The 15,615-nt window shown below is 58.7% G+C and carries 14 protein-coding genes; 9 read left to right on the top strand and 5 right to left on the bottom strand.

Features of this window, described 5'->3' with window-relative positions; genetic code table 11:
- Positions 1–9: 9 nt before the first annotated feature.
- A complete protein-coding gene (locus tag ACF8LI_RS09725; protein ID WP_046985507.1) occupies positions 10–621 on the bottom strand; it encodes a superoxide dismutase family protein in 612 nt (203 codons plus the stop codon).
- Between the two features lie 150 nt (positions 622–771).
- The gene (locus tag ACF8LI_RS09720) at positions 772–1,395 is read right to left on the bottom strand and encodes a gamma-glutamylcyclotransferase (protein WP_047473238.1); all 624 of its coding nucleotides are present in this window, start codon (positions 1,393–1,395) and stop codon (positions 772–774) included.
- Positions 1,396–1,633: 238 nt separating this feature from the next.
- Between ACF8LI_RS09720 and ACF8LI_RS09715 the strand changes: the two genes are divergently transcribed.
- Positions 1,634–2,158, top strand: a complete 525-nt coding sequence (locus tag ACF8LI_RS09715) for an OmpA family protein (RefSeq protein ID WP_160854800.1) — start codon at positions 1,634–1,636, stop codon at positions 2,156–2,158.
- A gap of 94 nt (positions 2,159–2,252) precedes the next feature.
- On the opposite strand, the gene gloA is transcribed toward ACF8LI_RS09715, so the two are convergent.
- Complete coding sequence (gene gloA / locus ACF8LI_RS09710; protein WP_026062330.1) at positions 2,253–2,702, bottom strand: lactoylglutathione lyase; 450 nt, start codon at positions 2,700–2,702, stop codon at positions 2,253–2,255.
- Between the two features lie 348 nt (positions 2,703–3,050).
- Here gloA and ACF8LI_RS09705 point away from each other — a divergent pair, with 348 nt between their 5' ends.
- Genes ACF8LI_RS09705 through ACF8LI_RS09690 form a run of 4 tightly spaced genes read left to right on the top strand, consistent with a single transcriptional unit; the run spans position 3,051 to position 8,598 of the window.
- Positions 3,051–3,707: a response regulator transcription factor gene (locus tag ACF8LI_RS09705; protein WP_016447065.1), complete on the top strand. Its 657-nt coding sequence runs from the start codon at positions 3,051–3,053 to the stop codon at positions 3,705–3,707.
- A 19-nt stretch (positions 3,708–3,726) separates the two neighbouring features.
- Complete coding sequence (locus ACF8LI_RS09700; RefSeq protein ID WP_074921277.1) at positions 3,727–4,899, top strand: EAL domain-containing protein; 1,173 nt, start codon at positions 3,727–3,729, stop codon at positions 4,897–4,899.
- A gap of 25 nt (positions 4,900–4,924) precedes the next feature.
- Positions 4,925–7,858 (top strand): ATP-binding protein, encoded by a 2,934-nt coding sequence (locus tag ACF8LI_RS09695; protein ID WP_392412508.1) that lies wholly within the window; start codon positions 4,925–4,927, stop codon positions 7,856–7,858.
- Between the two features lie 47 nt (positions 7,859–7,905).
- Entirely contained in the window at positions 7,906–8,598 is a 693-nt protein-coding gene (locus ACF8LI_RS09690; RefSeq protein WP_016451730.1) for a response regulator, read from the top strand.
- Between the two features lie 7 nt (positions 8,599–8,605).
- On the opposite strand, the gene ACF8LI_RS09685 is transcribed toward ACF8LI_RS09690, so the two are convergent.
- Both ACF8LI_RS09685 and ACF8LI_RS09680 read right to left on the bottom strand, forming a co-directional pair.
- Complete coding sequence (locus ACF8LI_RS09685; RefSeq protein WP_277848378.1) at positions 8,606–9,394, bottom strand: Hpt domain-containing protein; 789 nt, start codon at positions 9,392–9,394, stop codon at positions 8,606–8,608.
- Between the two features lie 268 nt (positions 9,395–9,662).
- Positions 9,663–9,938: an H-NS family nucleoid-associated regulatory protein gene (locus tag ACF8LI_RS09680; protein ID WP_016447060.1), complete on the bottom strand. Its 276-nt coding sequence runs from the start codon at positions 9,936–9,938 to the stop codon at positions 9,663–9,665.
- 454 nt (positions 9,939–10,392) lie between these two features.
- Here ACF8LI_RS09680 and ACF8LI_RS09675 point away from each other — a divergent pair, with 454 nt between their 5' ends.
- From ACF8LI_RS09675 to ACF8LI_RS09660, 4 genes are all read left to right on the top strand, one after another.
- Positions 10,393–10,680, top strand: coding sequence for a hypothetical protein (locus tag ACF8LI_RS09675; RefSeq protein WP_016447059.1), 288 nt, complete (start codon positions 10,393–10,395; stop codon positions 10,678–10,680).
- A 629-nt stretch (positions 10,681–11,309) separates the two neighbouring features.
- Positions 11,310–11,897 carry a (2Fe-2S)-binding protein gene (locus tag ACF8LI_RS09670; protein WP_209801807.1) on the top strand — a complete coding sequence of 196 codons (588 nt, stop codon included), beginning with the start codon at positions 11,310–11,312 and terminating at the stop codon, positions 11,895–11,897.
- Positions 11,894–14,194, top strand: coding sequence for a molybdopterin cofactor-binding domain-containing protein (locus ACF8LI_RS09665; protein ID WP_392412505.1), 2,301 nt, complete (start codon positions 11,894–11,896; stop codon positions 14,192–14,194). Before ACF8LI_RS09670 ends, ACF8LI_RS09665 begins: the two co-directional genes overlap by 4 nt.
- Positions 14,195–14,211: 17 nt before the next feature.
- The gene (locus ACF8LI_RS09660) at positions 14,212–15,543 is read left to right on the top strand and encodes a c-type cytochrome (protein ID WP_392412503.1); all 1,332 of its coding nucleotides are present in this window, start codon (positions 14,212–14,214) and stop codon (positions 15,541–15,543) included.
- Positions 15,544–15,615 lie beyond the last annotated feature (72 nt).

Below are 15,615 nucleotides of genomic sequence, written 5' to 3'. Positions count from 1 at the left end.
CCGAGCACATCATCCGCGCGTGATCACCGCACAGGCCAGGCGCGCCCCCGAATTGCCGGTAGGCTGCGTGGTGTAGTCGTCAGGGTCCTTGTGCACGATCAGGCCGCGGCCCACCACGCTGTTGGGACTCTGATCCAGTGCCAGGCCGCGCGAAACGAAATCTATGCTGGCCATGCCTTGCGCGTCGGACCGCAGGCTGGGCAGATCCCCTGCGTGGTGGACAGCGGAATCGAAGCGGCCATGGGCGTGGCCGGTGGGGTTGAAATGGCCGCCCGCGCTCAGGCCATCAGGGCTGGAGCAATCGCCTTTCTCATGGACATGAAAGCCATGCTCGCTGTTGGGCGCCAGCCCCTGAACCGAGCCCTGAACGCGCACGCTGCCATCGGCCTGGGCAGTGAACTGCAGGCTGCCGCTGACCTTGCTGCCTTGCGTGGGCTGCAGCTGGGCCATGGCCACGTTGCGGGCGGCAGGGGCTGCGGTGACGGCTGCCGGGGTGGACGCTGCGGCTGCGGCAGGAGGCTTGGCCTGGCTGCCGCAGGCCCCAAGGGCCAGCACCATGCCGGTTGCCATCAGCAGCTTCACGGCGGTGGACGGGGTGGATGGGGAAGCGTTCAAACGCATGGTGGCAATCTCCTGGTTGATATCCGTGCTGGAAAAGTTGTGAGGCGCATTGCGCGCAGCCGCCATCTTGCAGCGTGCAATACGGTGGATATGTCGGAGAGGGCAGCGTTGTGCGCCTGCGCGCATCAGCGTATCAATCGCATCAAAGCGTCAGCGCGCGGCTTGCGCACCCGCTTCAGGCTGGCCCGCGTAGCTGAGCAGGCGCTGCAAGGCGCGGTCCCGGATGCCGAGGCGCTTGAGCTCATCGAAGGTTGCGCGCGCATAGTCATGCGTGCTGCCATAGATGCCCTTAGCCTCGCTGAAGATGCGGCGATAGTCTTCGGGCGCCAGCTCGCCCGTGTGATTGGGGCTTTGACGGGACAGCGTGAACGCCAGCGCCTGCACCGTGCCCTGGCCGGTGCGGCAGGGCAGCCAGCGGGGGTCATAGACGGCATTGGCCATCTCGCGCTGCCACAGCTTTCTCATGACGTCATGGCCGTGGTGCCGGGGAATGCGGAACACCATGCCCTGGCAACTGCCGCCGGACAGCATGCCAAAGACCAATCCAGGATTCTGGGGCGTGCCGCGGTTGATGGTGCTCCACATCTTCAATGCCCGGTGCCAGCCAAAGACACGGGCCGTGCGGCGTTCGCAGAAATCGAAATCCGGCCGCCAGATCAGCGAGCCGTAGCCAAAGATCCAGAGGTCGTCGCTTCCGCCCCATCGGTGCAGCGCCTCGTCCAGCATGGGCTGGGACTCTCGGCGGGCAAATGAGAATTCTGGCAGGGCGGACATGGGCGCTGTGGCGTGAAGGAACAATGACGTTTTAACGCCTGTCGGCCCAAACGGTGCACAAGCGCCTGCGTTGCCCTTGCACGGCCGGCCTTTTGTCTCTGCGGCGCCACAGTTCGTGCCGGGTGGCATCACGGGGCTTGGGCGGTGCGCAGGGCCGTTGGCGGCGGCCCTCTACAATCGGCCGGTTTTTCGCAGTCTTTCTGGTTTCCTTCAACAGTTCATTCACGGAGAGTGCTTCATGTCCTTCAGTCAATCCGACGACGACAGCCAACAACGTTTTGCCCTGGGCTTTTTGTTTGCGCTGATTGCGCTCGTCGTCTCCACGGTCGTGGGTGTCGTGGTCTACCAGCGCGGTATTGCGCATGGCCCTGCAAAGACGACAACCGGCGCCACACCTGTGCCGGCGATGGCGCCTGTGGTCCTGGAGGAAGACGTGGCGCGTGTCGTTGTCGAAAACGGCGTGGTCAAGTTCTACTTCGCATCGGCCAAGGCCGAGCTGGCGGCTGGCGCCAATGAAGCGCTGGCCGATGTGGTGGCTGGTGTGCAGGGCGGCAAGCGCGCCGTGATCTCTGGATACCACGACGCCACCGGCAGCGCCGAACTCAACGCCGAACTGGCCAAGAAGCGCGCCCTGGCAGTCCAGGCTGCCCTGTTGGCACTGGGCGTGGCCGAGGAAAAGGTCGAACTCAAGAAGCCCGAACAACTGCAGGCCGATGGCAGCAATGCCCAGGCCCGCCGGGTGGAAGTGATCCTGGTGGATTGAACCGAATCAGCAGTGCGGCTGGCAGCAGCCGCAGCTAAAAACAAAGGCCCGGAGCGATGAACGCTCCGGGCCTTTGTTTTTGGGGCTGCGTGGATCAGGAATTGCGCAGGGGATCGAACTTCTCGCCGCCAGCTGGCTGCACGCCGGCATGGGCGCGTGAGTTCTCCTGTATGAGTTCTATCTTGTAGCCGTCCGGATCCGTCACAAAGGCAATCACCGTGGTGCCGCCCTTGACGGGGCCGGCCTCGCGCGTCACGTTGCCGCCGGACGCCTTGATCTTCTCGCAGGCGGCATAAGCATCAGGCACGCCAATGGCGATATGGCCGTAGGCCGTGCCCATGTCGTAGGACTCCGTACCCCAGTTGTAGGTCAGCTCGATCTCGGCCTGGCCAGGGTTGCCGCCCTCGAAGCCCAGGAAGGCCAGCGAGTACTTGTACTCGGGGTTCTCTGAGGTTCGCAGCAGCTGCATGCCAAGAACCTGTGTGTAGAAATCGATGGAACGCTGGAAATTGCCAACGCGCAGCATGGTGTGAAGGATTCGCATCCACGGATTGTGCCGGGATTTGGCGGTCTCTTCACGCGCTCGGCCATGGGGTGAGGTCGCTTCAGCCCCACCGAGGCATCGGTCGCGGGCTCCTGCCCGGGCGCGTGCATCTCATCCACAGACTCCCGCGTGGTCCGGATGCTTGGCCTGCAACGCATTCAACCACCGATTCAACTATCTGTTGAATTCTAGGAGTGCTACCTAGGACTGACGCCCGAATTCGCAGCAATTGGGCCAAAAAATCAGACAAATCTTAGATTTTGAAGTGGAAAAATCAGATTAATCCAATTAAATCCTAGTGCGTCACTGCCTAGAATAGGAATGTTCTTCTTGCTAATTTTTTGAGTCATGAAAAATTTCGTCTTGCGGATACTGATTGCCGATGACCATCCGGCAGTTCTGGCAGGCATAGAAAGTGTTTTGGAGGAAAAAAATGAGATAGAGATTGTGGGTCGAGCGAAAAACTCCACGGAAATCATCAATTTTCTCAGGCAGAACGAATGCGATGTGCTGGTGACTGATTATTCAATGCCCGGCGGAACTTATGGCGACGGCCTGGTCATGCTGAATGTCATCCGGCGACGATTTCCCGGCGTCAAGATCGTGATGCTGACCATGATTGAGAATATTGGGATCATCAAGTCGCTTGCCAATCAGGGGATCTACAGGATAGTCCATAAAACAGATTCTTTGGGGAGCCTGGTGCCGGCGATCTATGCGGCATACACAGATGGTCAATTCATTTCGCCGAGCGCAAGCAAACTGCTTGGCGGCGAATGGCTCGGGGCGGTACGAACATCGATAGAACTGTCAAAGCGTGAAGAGGAAGTTCTGCTCCTTTTCATTTCTGGAATGACAGTGTCTGAAATAGCGAAAAAACTCTATCGCAGCATCAAGACGGTCAGTACGCACAAGGTGGCGGTCATGAATAAACTGGGCATCCGCAAGGACATTGACCTCATTCGCTATGGAATAGAGATGGGATGGATTGATGCCAGAAAATAGTCCCGGTCATGGCAAAAGAATGCTAGTTGCCACAAACGATCCGATGGCCCCATATTGGATACAGCAATGTTGCAAACAGCAAGGAATTTTTCACGGCATTCAATGGATCAGCAATACGGATGAGCTCCTGGCGGAACTGAAGAAATTCAATGCGGATGCGGCCTTTGTGGATATGGATTTCATCGGCGAAAAGCTGATGAGGTTCCTCAATGATCTGGCACTGTCTGAAGTGGATGTTCCCATCATCCTTGTCAGCAGCTGCGAACCAAGAATATTCCATGCGGTCGCTGACTATGCCCGGAGCCTGGCACTCAACATCGTCTGTGCAATATCTCGCTCCAGAATGGCAAGAGAGGTGCCGGTCAACGGGGATTTCCTGCTGCGTATCCTGGGGCGGACCAAGACGGAGGGCCAGCCCAGGACGATCTTGCCGATCCCGAGGGCAAGGTTGACGAACGCTTTGCACAGCGGCGAAATCGTTGCCCATTTTCAACCCTTGCATCATGCAGGCTCGGGCAGGATCATCGGGGCGGAAGCCTTGGCCCGGTGGCCTATTTCGGCCACGGAACTGTTGCCACCTGCTGCGTTCATGAAGGCCATCGGAGACCATGGATTGATGCATGAGCTCACTCTCCAAATGCTCCTGCAGTCCATCTCTTTCATCAAATCGGCAGCACCTTCAGGGCAGTTCATCTGCAGCATCAATGTATCCGCCTCCCTGGCGGCATCCTGGGAGTGGATGGATTCGGCATTGCGCGTGATCAGGGATGCAGGTGTCTCCCCTGAAAATATCGGTTTTGAGGTGACGGAAGATGGGGCGGATGATCTCGACAAGTCTCTGGGCGGTGTCATTGCGAATTTACGAATGAGTGGCTTTCAGTGCGCAATGGATGACTTTGGCGTGGGCGGCTCAACCCTAGGGCGCCTGCTTAGCGTTCCTTTCAACCAGATCAAGATTGACAAGGCTTTGCTGCATGCTGCAAGAAACCAGGCCCATGCAAAGAGAGTGCTGAGCAAAGCGGTGTCGCTTGCGAAAGATGTTCGGGCACAGGTGGTTGTTGAGGGAGTGGAGGACGTTGATGATCTGGGAATGATCAGGAGGATGGATGCCGATGTCGCCCAGGGATTCTTGTATTCCAGAGCACTTTCCTGCAAAGATTTTATCGACTACATGAGGCGATCATTGGCCTGAGCAATGGCTGTATATCGATGTCCAGATGGAAATCCATAAAAAAGAAATTGCAGAAAAGGAAGATCTTCTGCTTCTGGCCAGATATAACAAGAGACTGCTTTTTGGTGGGGGGCTGATCTTTTCTTTCCTTGTGATCATTGTCGCGTTATTTGCGGCATCGTTCGAGTTCAATGATTTCATGGAGGAAAGAAGGTCAATTTTTCAGAACAAGAGAACTAGAATTCTGGTGGAGATAGAAACAAAGCAGGTCATCATGATGCGTGGAATAATCGCATCAGAATTGCTTTGGGGGCAAGCGCATATATCACAACCGGCGGGAGTTGGCAGGCCGGGCGCTATGATCACGGGTGTGAGTCCGGTGGTTTTGCTCGAGGATAAGGGCGACAAGCCTGCATGCAGGCGATACAGGGATATGCTGGAGGAGCTTGCATACCTGGCAAACTCGAGTTTTCTTCAGGATGGAAGAGCCATATCTGTATATGCCTTCAGTCCGGATGGCGGGTTCATCGGTGCTCTCCTGCCTCAGATTCCAGATGAGCCTGAGCGGGAACGGATGCTCTTGGAGCTTCAGCAACAGATTGCCGGGCTGCCGAAAGACAAAGGCGTTCCACTTCATTCCGGACAAGTGCGCCACCCCATTTGGCTTCCCCCGACCAAAAGTATTCTGACGGGTGAAATGTCGTTCCAGGTTGTTGTTTCTGCATTCCACAGGGGTAAGCCATTTCTCACCGTGGTGAGTGACATGCCTACCCAGCATATTGAGAATCTGATGCAGCAAGGTGAGGATAGAAGTTCCTTTCTGATCATGGACTCCCAGGGAAGCGTTGCCCTGGGTGTTGAACCAGAGGGCTACAGCAAAGCGGATTTCTTTGATATTGAAACATCGAAATTCCAAGGCAATCTGGTGAGTCGCTATCTTCTGTTCAAGTATGGTGCTGTATACAAGGATGGTTTTTTTCATTACTACTCGAGGATATCGAATACAAACATGATTCTGCTCCACGTGTTTTCGTGGAAGGATGCGGTTTTTCTAAAGGGAAAATCGTTCGTATATTTGATTCTTTCGTTGATATTCATTGTCTTGTTCTGGTGCTTTTTGATATATTTCTACGAAAAGGTATTTATTCCAATCTATGAAAAGGCAAAGAATGTTTTCGATACCGAGCAGCTGAGTCGAACCATCATTGCCATGGCTCCTTACGGATTGGGTCTTCTTGATTTCAAGGAGAAAAAGATGCTGTTGGAGAACAGCATGATGTTCAAATACAAGGAGAGTGCAGTACTGCGTGGCCCGGTCCCTGGCGAGCTATTGATCGGCTATTTCCACAGAGTTTATGTGGAGAAATATCTTGGTGGTGGGAAAAGTGACTATGTGCCCGTGTCCAGCGAGGTGGTGATTTCCAACGATGGAACCATTGCAGAGCTGTCCATGATCATGGTGAAGGCAAAATACCAAGGTCGGAACGTGCTGTTGTGCGGGTTTGCCGATATCACGGCTCACAAGCAGGTCCAAAGAAGCCTGGAGGATGCAAAGAAGGCTGCGGAAGAGGCAAACCATGAAAAATCATCTTTTCTCGCCGTAATGAGCCACGAGATACGCACTCCACTCAATGCGATACTGGGGAACCTGGAAATACTGGGAAGAAGCATTCTGTCCATGGAGCAGAAAACACGGCTGGACATCATTTCGAATTCCTCACATTCTCTTTTGTCTCTGTTGAATGATGTCCTCGATTTCTCGAAGGTCGAGTCTGGTCAGATGAGTGTCGAGATGGCCGGATTCGATCTCAAGTCTGTGATCAGGCAGGTGGCATCCATCTATAAACCCTTGGTGACAGAGGCAAAAATTGAATTTTCCCTGACCATCGATGATTCGCTGAAGTCTGGATATCTTGGCGATGCTGAGCGCATCAAGCAAATACTCAACAATCTTCTCAGCAATGCCTTGAAGTTCACCAAGAGTGGAAAAATAGAGGTATATGCATCCGACAGATCCGGCGAGCTGAATATCAAGGTATCCGATACTGGAATAGGTATTCATCATTCGCAGCATGCGTTCATCTTCGATGCGTTCAAGCAGGCCGGCTCGGAAATCGCCACGAAGTTTGGAGGAACCGGACTTGGGCTGACGCTGTGCCAGCGGATGGCCCACCTCATGGGAGGGGAGATCCGGTTTTCAAGTGTCCTTGGAAAAGGCAGCATTTTCGAGCTGGTGCTGCCCGCATACCATGCGCAGCCCGCATCATCCGCTGTCGCTTGGGAGGATGGCGATGTCCTGCTTTCGGAGGACGAACGAGAGGATTTCTCGGCAAGGATTCTGGTGGTGGATGACCACCCTGTTAACAGAATGCTGTTGCTGGATCAGCTGAGGATCATTGGGTATGAGGCCGATTCTGCAGAAGGAGGGGAATCTGCCTTGAGCATGCTGGCACAGCTGGCCTATGACCTGGTTCTAACCGACCTGCAGATGCCCGGCATGAACGGTTATGTGCTTGCACAGCACATCCGTAAGGATTACCCCGGGATTAGAGTGGGGGCAATAACGGCAAACGCAGGCAAGCATGAAAGGGATAAATGTGCCAAATTCGGCATATCTGACATCATCGTCAAACCAGCCTCCCTGAAAAGCATCAAGGAATTCATTGATAGAAATATCGGCAAGTCCGGGGTTTGCCAAGTGGATGCATTGCCGGCAAGAACAAGCAAGATTTCTGGCTACCGTGACATTCTTGTCTCAACAACACAAGCATCCTTGATCTCCTTGAAGAAATCCTTGGAAAAAAGAGATCTCGTGGCTGTGCATAGGGAAATTCATGCCATGAAGGGGGCATTTGCAGTGGCAGGGTTCAATGACATAGTCCAGGCGCTTGATAGGATTTCTTCTTTTGTCAATGCGCGAGATTTTCGAGCGGTCGATGGGGAGCTTGTGAATTTCATGGACGTTCTGAAAGATTTGTGAGAAAGGTTGAAAGCCGGCTGGTGTCAGGTTATTCATATTTACGCACCATGGACTATAAAAAATACCTGAAAATATCCGTATTGTTGGCGGACGATCATCCTGGGATAATATCAGGTGTCAGGCATGAATTGTCTGGTGAGTCAGAAATTGCATTGAATGGGAGTGTTTCAAATTCAACCGATCTGATTCAAAAGCTGGAAGAGGGAGGTTTTGATGTGCTTGTATCCGATTACTCCATGCCGACCGGGCAATATGGAGATGGACTGCATCTATTCGGTTATATATCGAGAAGATTCCCAAAATTGGGTCTGGTGGTCCTGACCATGCTGGATAACTCGGCAATACTCCAGGCTCTGGGTCGTGTCTCGAACATCAGTATTGTCAGCAAGGCCGATCCGGTGCTGCATCTTGTTCCCGCGATCCACGCGGCATTCACTGGCGGAGTTTATTTTTCGCCAGCCATCGCCGAGCGGCTGGAAAGAGGTGGTGCAGGCGGGTTGGGCGGAGTGCAGGGGGAGAGAAGAGTGCCTGCCGAGCTGAGCCCCAAGGAGTCCGAGGTAGTCCGGTTGTACGCTGCTGGCCTGCGCATTGATGAAATTGCAGCCAAGCTCAACAGGAGCAAGAAGACCATCAGCACGCAAAAAGTCAAGGCCATGCAAAAGCTCGGCATAGAGCGAGACATAGACCTTATGAAATATGCCTTGGAATGTGGGTGGGTGACATCATCGAGATCTCAATGATGCATGTTCATTCCGCCTTCAGTGCCTGTATGTCCTGGATGACTGCTTCAAGCTGGAGCTCCAGCAGCGAGAGCGAATGTCTGTGATATGCCAGCCCATCATGGCCCATGCGGCTTTCCAGGTCGGCACACCGTATTGACAACTCGACCAGATCAAAGAATCTCAGTGAGCCAGACAGGTTGTGAAGCTCTCTTTGCACATCTTTGCAGTTTGGGCTGGATTTGATGGTTGCCAGAGAAGAGCGCGCAGATTCCAGGAAGGCATTTCTGATGGGTGGCGCAATTTTCTCGAAATGGACGACTTCGTCAGTCGGCAGGAGGCTGTCGGGGTTGGGATGCGTTGAATGGATCGCCATCGTCAGCGCATCAAGAATCCCCTGCGGTGAATGCCAGGATACCGCGATGATGCGGGCATTGATCACTCTGGGCTGCATGGGATGGCTGGCTTCACATTCGATGATGCGTGCCGCTCCTGCCACCAGGCGGTTTTCGTCCTTGGGATTCCATGAGGTCTTCGGCCCGCATAGCACGACAACGTGGAACTTCTGTAGCCGATCCTGGCGAATCGCGGTGGGATGGCGGCATGCCGTGGTCACCAGACCCCACTCCTTGAGCAAAGGGAGCAGATGGGCGTGCTGGTCGTCGCATGACGAGATGAACAGAATCTGCTGTCCTGAAAATGGCAGATGGGGCCGCAAGAGTGCATCTGCGACAGGTGTCGTTCCAAAGGCGGTCGGTAGCTTGTCAGGACGGCGTGCGGTGGGGGCACTGTCCGGGGCGGAGATCTGTTTTGTCATGGAAGGCCGAACGTCGGGGGCCGGTCTCTACAGCGAGAAATTTTAAGATGCAGATCAGGCCGACTGATTGAACCACGGCATCCATCCACAGTGCATGTCTAAGGGCATGTGCGCGTGCTTGCCGCGATTGCACGGGGCCAGGCCTGGGCAATGCCGCCCTGCAGAAGTGCAGGCATGCCAATTCAGATGCACGCTCCAGGTGGGGGCAGAATGAAAAAAGCCTGCAAGTGACTGCAGGCTGTTTTCATGGAGGCGTTTATCCAGGGCTTCAGATGGCGAACTGGGCGCGATCCTTGTCCTTGATCCAGGCGGGCGGCTTGCCGCGTCCGGTCCAGGTGTCACCTGTCTCTGGATTGCGGAACTTGGGAGCCACGGTGGAGGAGGCGCGGCGTGCCGTGAAAATGTCGTCGGCTGTCAGGCCGTAATCCTGAACCAGACCGCGAATCTTGGCGATCACATCACTGACTTCTTGCTTGCGTGCTGTCTGGATCTGGGCCTCAAGTGCTTCGCGCTGCGCCAGAAGTTCTTTGTATGTGTTGCTCACGGTAGTTTGCCTTTCATGGATTGAAGCGCGAATATTAACTGTTTTTTAAGAACCGGTTTGCATGCTTTCGATTATTTCCCCCTATGACCACCATTGCCCGTCCCGAATGCGTTCAAACTGTCAGGTAAACCTTGGGTAAAGAGCCGTTGCGCAGTATGGCGCTGTATGTTCTGCGGGTTTTCAAAATCCTGTGCACCCTCGCTTTCGGGCTGGGCGGAACTGGATAAGCCGTGACTCCGGGTTCATGGCCGGCGGTGCTGGGATTGAGTGATGCAAGGGCCGCGCTTTACCCAAACTCCGGTGCGGATTCGGAATCCTTCAAGTCCAGTCTGTACGCTGCTTGCCAGATGAGATGCGAACAAATCAGAGGGTGTGGCCGTCCCGTCGACGTGCCTTGTGCAAGCGTCTGGATTTTTCTGTGCAATGCTGTTTATTTGTACAGTATGATGCAGTCATGAGCATCGATCAGATCGCCTTCGCACTCCCCGCAGCCCTTGCCGTCTGGCTGTCCCAATCCCGTTCCGCCGCGCTTCGGCGATGGGCCTGCCTCTTCGGCCTGGGGGGCATGCCGTATTGGATTTACAGCGCGCTGTCTGCCGGGCGCTGGGGCATGTTGGCCTTGGCCTGCGTGTTTGCGCTGGGGTGGCTTTGGGGGCTGTGGGTGCATTGGCTGACTCCCCGGCGGCGTGTGGCCATGGATTCGGGCCTTGGCACGATCCAGATCACACCGGGCACCCGCTGATGCTTGGGGTGGCAGCCAGCAGCCTTGCGTGGTGCCGATCCTGCAGACGAGCAGGTGTTTTGCAGGCGCTGCGCATGATGCATTCGTGAATTTCAAGCGTTCTCACTGGAATTTGATGCAGGTAAAAGCCGAGTGTTTTGCTGGGTTGGTGTGATTTTCGAGCCGACGCGTTGAACGCCTGGACGGGCTGCGATCTCTATGCCCGGCCGTGCATGGCTGAAAGATCCGGACGGAAATTGCTGCAGCGTGTCCTGCCCTCCTGTGCACTGCGGTGGTGCACTCCTTTTCGCTCTTGGTGCAGGCTCACTGATCAGCCTGCTGCGCTGTGCTTTAGTGGATATTTCCGATGGATGAGTTTGGTCTTGTGCATAAAAAGCCACGGAAATCTGCAGTCTGTGCGGGTGCCGGGATGGCGGCACGCTGGCAGCGGCGAGCAAGTGCGAGGCATAGAATCGTTTGCATACAACAGGCAGCCAGCCATCCGACTTGCCTCTAAAAACCACGTGAAATAGCCCACCCCGCCGGCGGTGGGCTTTCTTTTTCGGGCCCTGCTGCGGCGTGCCTGACGCCTGATTTTTCAGTGCGCACCTATGGTTTGCACCTGTTGTCAACCACAAGGTTTGCATACGATGAAATTCACTCTCAACCAACAAGAGGTCGAGATCCAGGGCGTCAGCCCGGAGACGCCGCTGCTTTATGTGCTGCGCAACGACATGCAGCTCAACGGTCCCAAGTTCGGCTGCGGCCTGGGCGAATGCGGCGCATGCGCCGTGCTGATCGACGGCAAGGTGGCCCGCTCCTGCTCCGTTCCCGTGAGCGTGGTCCAGGGCATGAAGGTCACGACGCTGGAAGGCCTGTCCCAGGACGCGACCCAGGCCGAGCACGCCCGCGTGGCGCGTGACTGGGAAGCAGCCCATCCGGCCGCCGTGCCGGGGATGCCTGCCGGCAAGCCGGCAGCCGATGCACCGGTCAAGGCTGTCTACCGACTGCACCCCGTGCAGCAGGCTTTCATTGACGAGCAGGCCGCCCAGTGCGGCTACTGCACCAACGGCATGGTCATGGCCCTGGTGGCCTTGTTCGACCACAAGCCCACGGCCACCGACGAGGAAGTCACCCAGGCCCTGTCCGGTCACCTGTGCCGCTGCGGCACGCATGTGGAAATCATGCGGGCCGCCGCCCGCGCCCGCGTGCTGATCGCCCAGGGAGGTGCAGCATGAGTGCATCCAACCCCCTTCAACTGACGCGCCGCAACCTGCTCAAGCTGGGCGGCATGGTCATGGTCAGCTCGGTGGCGGCCGCTGGCCTGGTGGCTGAAAGCACGGGTACGGCGCCTGCCGTGGCCGGCGCCTTCCCCATTCCCCCCATCGATCGGGTGAGCAGCTTCATCGCCATTGGCGCGGACGGCAGCGTCACGGCCTACCACGGCCACGTGGACCTGGGCACGGGCATCCGTACCTCGCTGGCGCAGCTGGTGGCCGATGAGCTCGATGTGGAGTTCGAGCGCATCACCATGGTGCTGGGCCACACGGGCCGCACGCCCAACCAGGGCCCGACCATTGCCAGCAACACCATCCAGGTGGATGCCATCCCCATGCGCAAGGCCGCCGCGCAGGTGCGCCAGCTGCTGCTGGGCCTGGCTGCCGAGAAGCTGCAGCAGCCCGTGTCTGCACTCACCACGTCCAAGGGCGCGGTGGTGGCCAAGGGCGGCCGGCGCATCGGCTACGGCGAACTGGCCCAGGGCCAGGACCTGAACATTGCGCTGGACAAGGAAGTGCCGCTGCGCACCGGCGGCTTCAACTACATCGGCAAGTCCGTGCAGCGCGTGGACATTCCGGCCAAGGTGCTGGGCGCGCTGGCCTATGTGCACGATGTGCGCGTGCCCGGCATGCTGCACGGCCGCGTGGTGCGCCCGCCCTATGGCGGTGCCGATGCGTCGGCGCCGCTGGGCAGCAGCCTGATTTCGGTGAACGAACAGTCCGTGGCGCATCTGCCGGGCATCGTCAAGGTGGTGGTGCGGGGCGATTTCGTGGGCATCGTGGCCGAGCGCGAAGAGCAGGCCATTGCCGCCATGCGCCAGCTGGAGGTGAAGTGGAAGGACTGGGCCGGCGTGCCCGACCTGTCGCTGAACGCCATGCACGACACCCTGGTCAAGCACGAGAAGACCGACCGCATGCTGCGCGAGGACGCGGGCATTGACGAGGCCTTCTCGGGCGCCAAGAAGGTGATCGAGGCCGACTACGTCTGGCCCTACCACCTGCATGCCTCCATCGGCCCGTCCTGCGCCGTGGCCGAGGTGTCCGCCAGCCAGATCCAGGTCTGGACCGGATCGCAGAACCCGCACGACGTGCGCAAGGACATCGCCACGCTGACCGGCATGGCGGCCGACCAGATCAATGTGACGCGCCTGGAAGCCTCGGGCTGCTACGGCCGCAATTGCGCGGACGACGTGGCATCCGACGCCGTGCTGCTGTCGCAGGCCGTGGGCCGCCCGGTGCGCGTGCAGCTGATGCGCGAGCAGGAAGCCGCCTGGGAGCCCAAGGGCACGGGCCAATTGATCCGCGTGCGCGGCGGCCTGGACGAGAACCATGCCGTGCTGGGCTATGAGCTCAAGACCTGCTACCCGTCCAACGACGCGGCTGCCCTGGCCCTGATCCTGACGGGCAAGGTGCCCAACAAGCCCAAGGTGCTGCAGATGGGCGACCGTACGGCCATCCCGCAGTACGAGTACCCCAAGATGCGCGTGGTCTCGCAGGATGCGGCGCCCATCGTGCGCGCTTCGTGGATGCGCGGCGTCTCGGCCCTGCCCAACGTCTTTGCCCATGAGTGCTGGATCGACGAATGTGCCTACCTGGCCGGTGAAGACCCGCTGGCCTACCGCCTGCGCTACCTGAAGGACCCGCGCGCCGTGGCGCTGACGCACGCTGCGCACAAGCAGGCCGGCTGGCAGGATGGCCCGGCCCACCGCAACCCCGCGCCGGCCGACCAGCGCCTGGTCAAGGGCCGCGGCTTTGCCTATGCCCGCTACTACCACAGCAAGTTCCCTGGCTACGGCGCGGCCTGGACCACCTGGATCTGCGACGTGACCGTGGACCGCGAGACCGGCGTGATCAAGGTGGACAAGGTCTTCGTGGCCCATGACTGCGGCGAGATGGTCAACCCGGCCGGCGTGCGCCACCAGGTGCACGGCAACATCATCCAGTCCACCAGCCGCGTGCTCAAGGAGTACGTGACCTTCGACAGCAAGGGCGTGACCTCGCTGGACTGGGGTGGCTACCCCATCCTGCGCTTTGACGAGCTGCCCGAGATCGACGTGCAACTGGTCGAGCGCCCCGGCGAAGACCCCATGGGCGCGGGCGAATCGGCCTCCGTGCCCAGCGCCGCCGCTGTCTCCAACGCCGTGTTCGACGCCACCGGCGTGCGCCTGCGCGAAGTGCCGTTCACCCCGGCACGCGTGCTGGCCGCACTCAAGGCAAAGGCTGCCGATGCAGCCCCGGCCGACAAGGCACAGAACTGAGAGCGGAGGACCGGAACATGCACACACTCAAGAAAATCACCCTCGGCTTGGTCGGCCTGGCCGCCGTGGCCGGCGCCGCCTTCTGGCTGGCCACGGGCCGCAGCGAAATCGCGCCCCTGCAGCAGATCCCGGTGCAGGAATTCAGCCAGCAGCAGATCGACCAGGGGCGCCGCCTGGCGCACATGGGCGACTGCGCTGTCTGCCACACGGCACCGGGCGGCCAGCGCAACGCAGGCGGCCTGGCCATGCCCAGCCCCTTCGGCACCATCTACTCGACCAACATCACGCCCGATGCCGAAACCGGCATCGGCCGCTGGTCGTACGAGGCCTTCGAGCGCGCCATGCGCCATGGTGTGGACCGCGAGGGCAACTACCTGTACCCCGCCTTCCCGTACACGGCATTCACCCGCGTGACCGATGAGGACATGAAGGCGCTGTACGCCTTCCTGATGACCGAGCCGGCTGTCTCCAACGAGGCACCCAAGACCGCGCTGAACTTCCCGTTCAACGTGCGCCGTGGCCTGGCCCTGTGGAATGCGCTGTACCTGGAGCCGGGCGAGCAGCCCGCGCCCGCCAACCAGTCGGGCGAGTGGATTCGCGGCGCCTACCTGGTCGAGGGCCTGGGCCACTGCGCGGCCTGCCACTCGCCGCGCAACCAGTTCGGCGCCGAGAAAAAGGGTGCCGACCACCTGGCCGGCGCCTTCATCGACGGCTGGGATGCGCCCGCGCTCAACGACAAGGCCGTGGCTCCGCTGCCCTGGACGCGAGAAGACCTGGTCCGCTACATGCAGACCGGCTTCTCGGAGCGCCACGGCGTGGCCGCCGGCCCCATGGCGCCCGTGATCGAAGGCCTGTCCCACCAGTCGGCCGAGGACATCAACGCCATGGCCACCTACCTGATGTCGTACCGCAAGCCTGTGGCCGATGCCGCTGGCACGGGTGACGCCGAGGCGCTGGTGAAGGAAAAGACCGAGGTTGCCAAGCTGCCGGTCGACGCCCAGGGCTATCGCCTGTACCAGGGCGCCTGCATGGCCTGCCACCGTGCCGATCCCAGCGGCGTGCTGGCCGGCAGCAGCTTCGGGGTGCGTCCCCAGCTGTCGCTGAACACCAACCTGTACAGCGACTCGCCGACCAACGCCATCCATGTGGTGCTCAACGGCATCACGCAACCGGCGCGCCCGCAGCTGGGCACCATGCCCGCCTTCCGCCACAACCTCAGCGACGATCAGATCGCCACGCTGCTCAACACCATGCGCAGCCAGTACGGCCTGCAGCCATGGCCCGGCCTGAGCGACAAGGTCAAGGCCCTGCGCGAGGAAACACGCCCCGGCAAGGTGGCGGCGCACTGAGCTTGCGCCGCGTCATCTGCGCAGCCTGTGTGCTGCGCTAGGATGGCAAGGGACCGCTGTTCCCACAGCGGT

Origin of the sequence: Delftia sp. WSY_12 (assembly GCF_043104645.1) — a bacterium.
Classification (GTDB): domain Bacteria; phylum Pseudomonadota; class Gammaproteobacteria; order Burkholderiales; family Burkholderiaceae_C; genus Comamonas; species Comamonas tsuruhatensis.
Note: the sequence above shows the minus strand (reverse complement) of the source record. Positions and strands in the feature narration are given on the sequence as shown.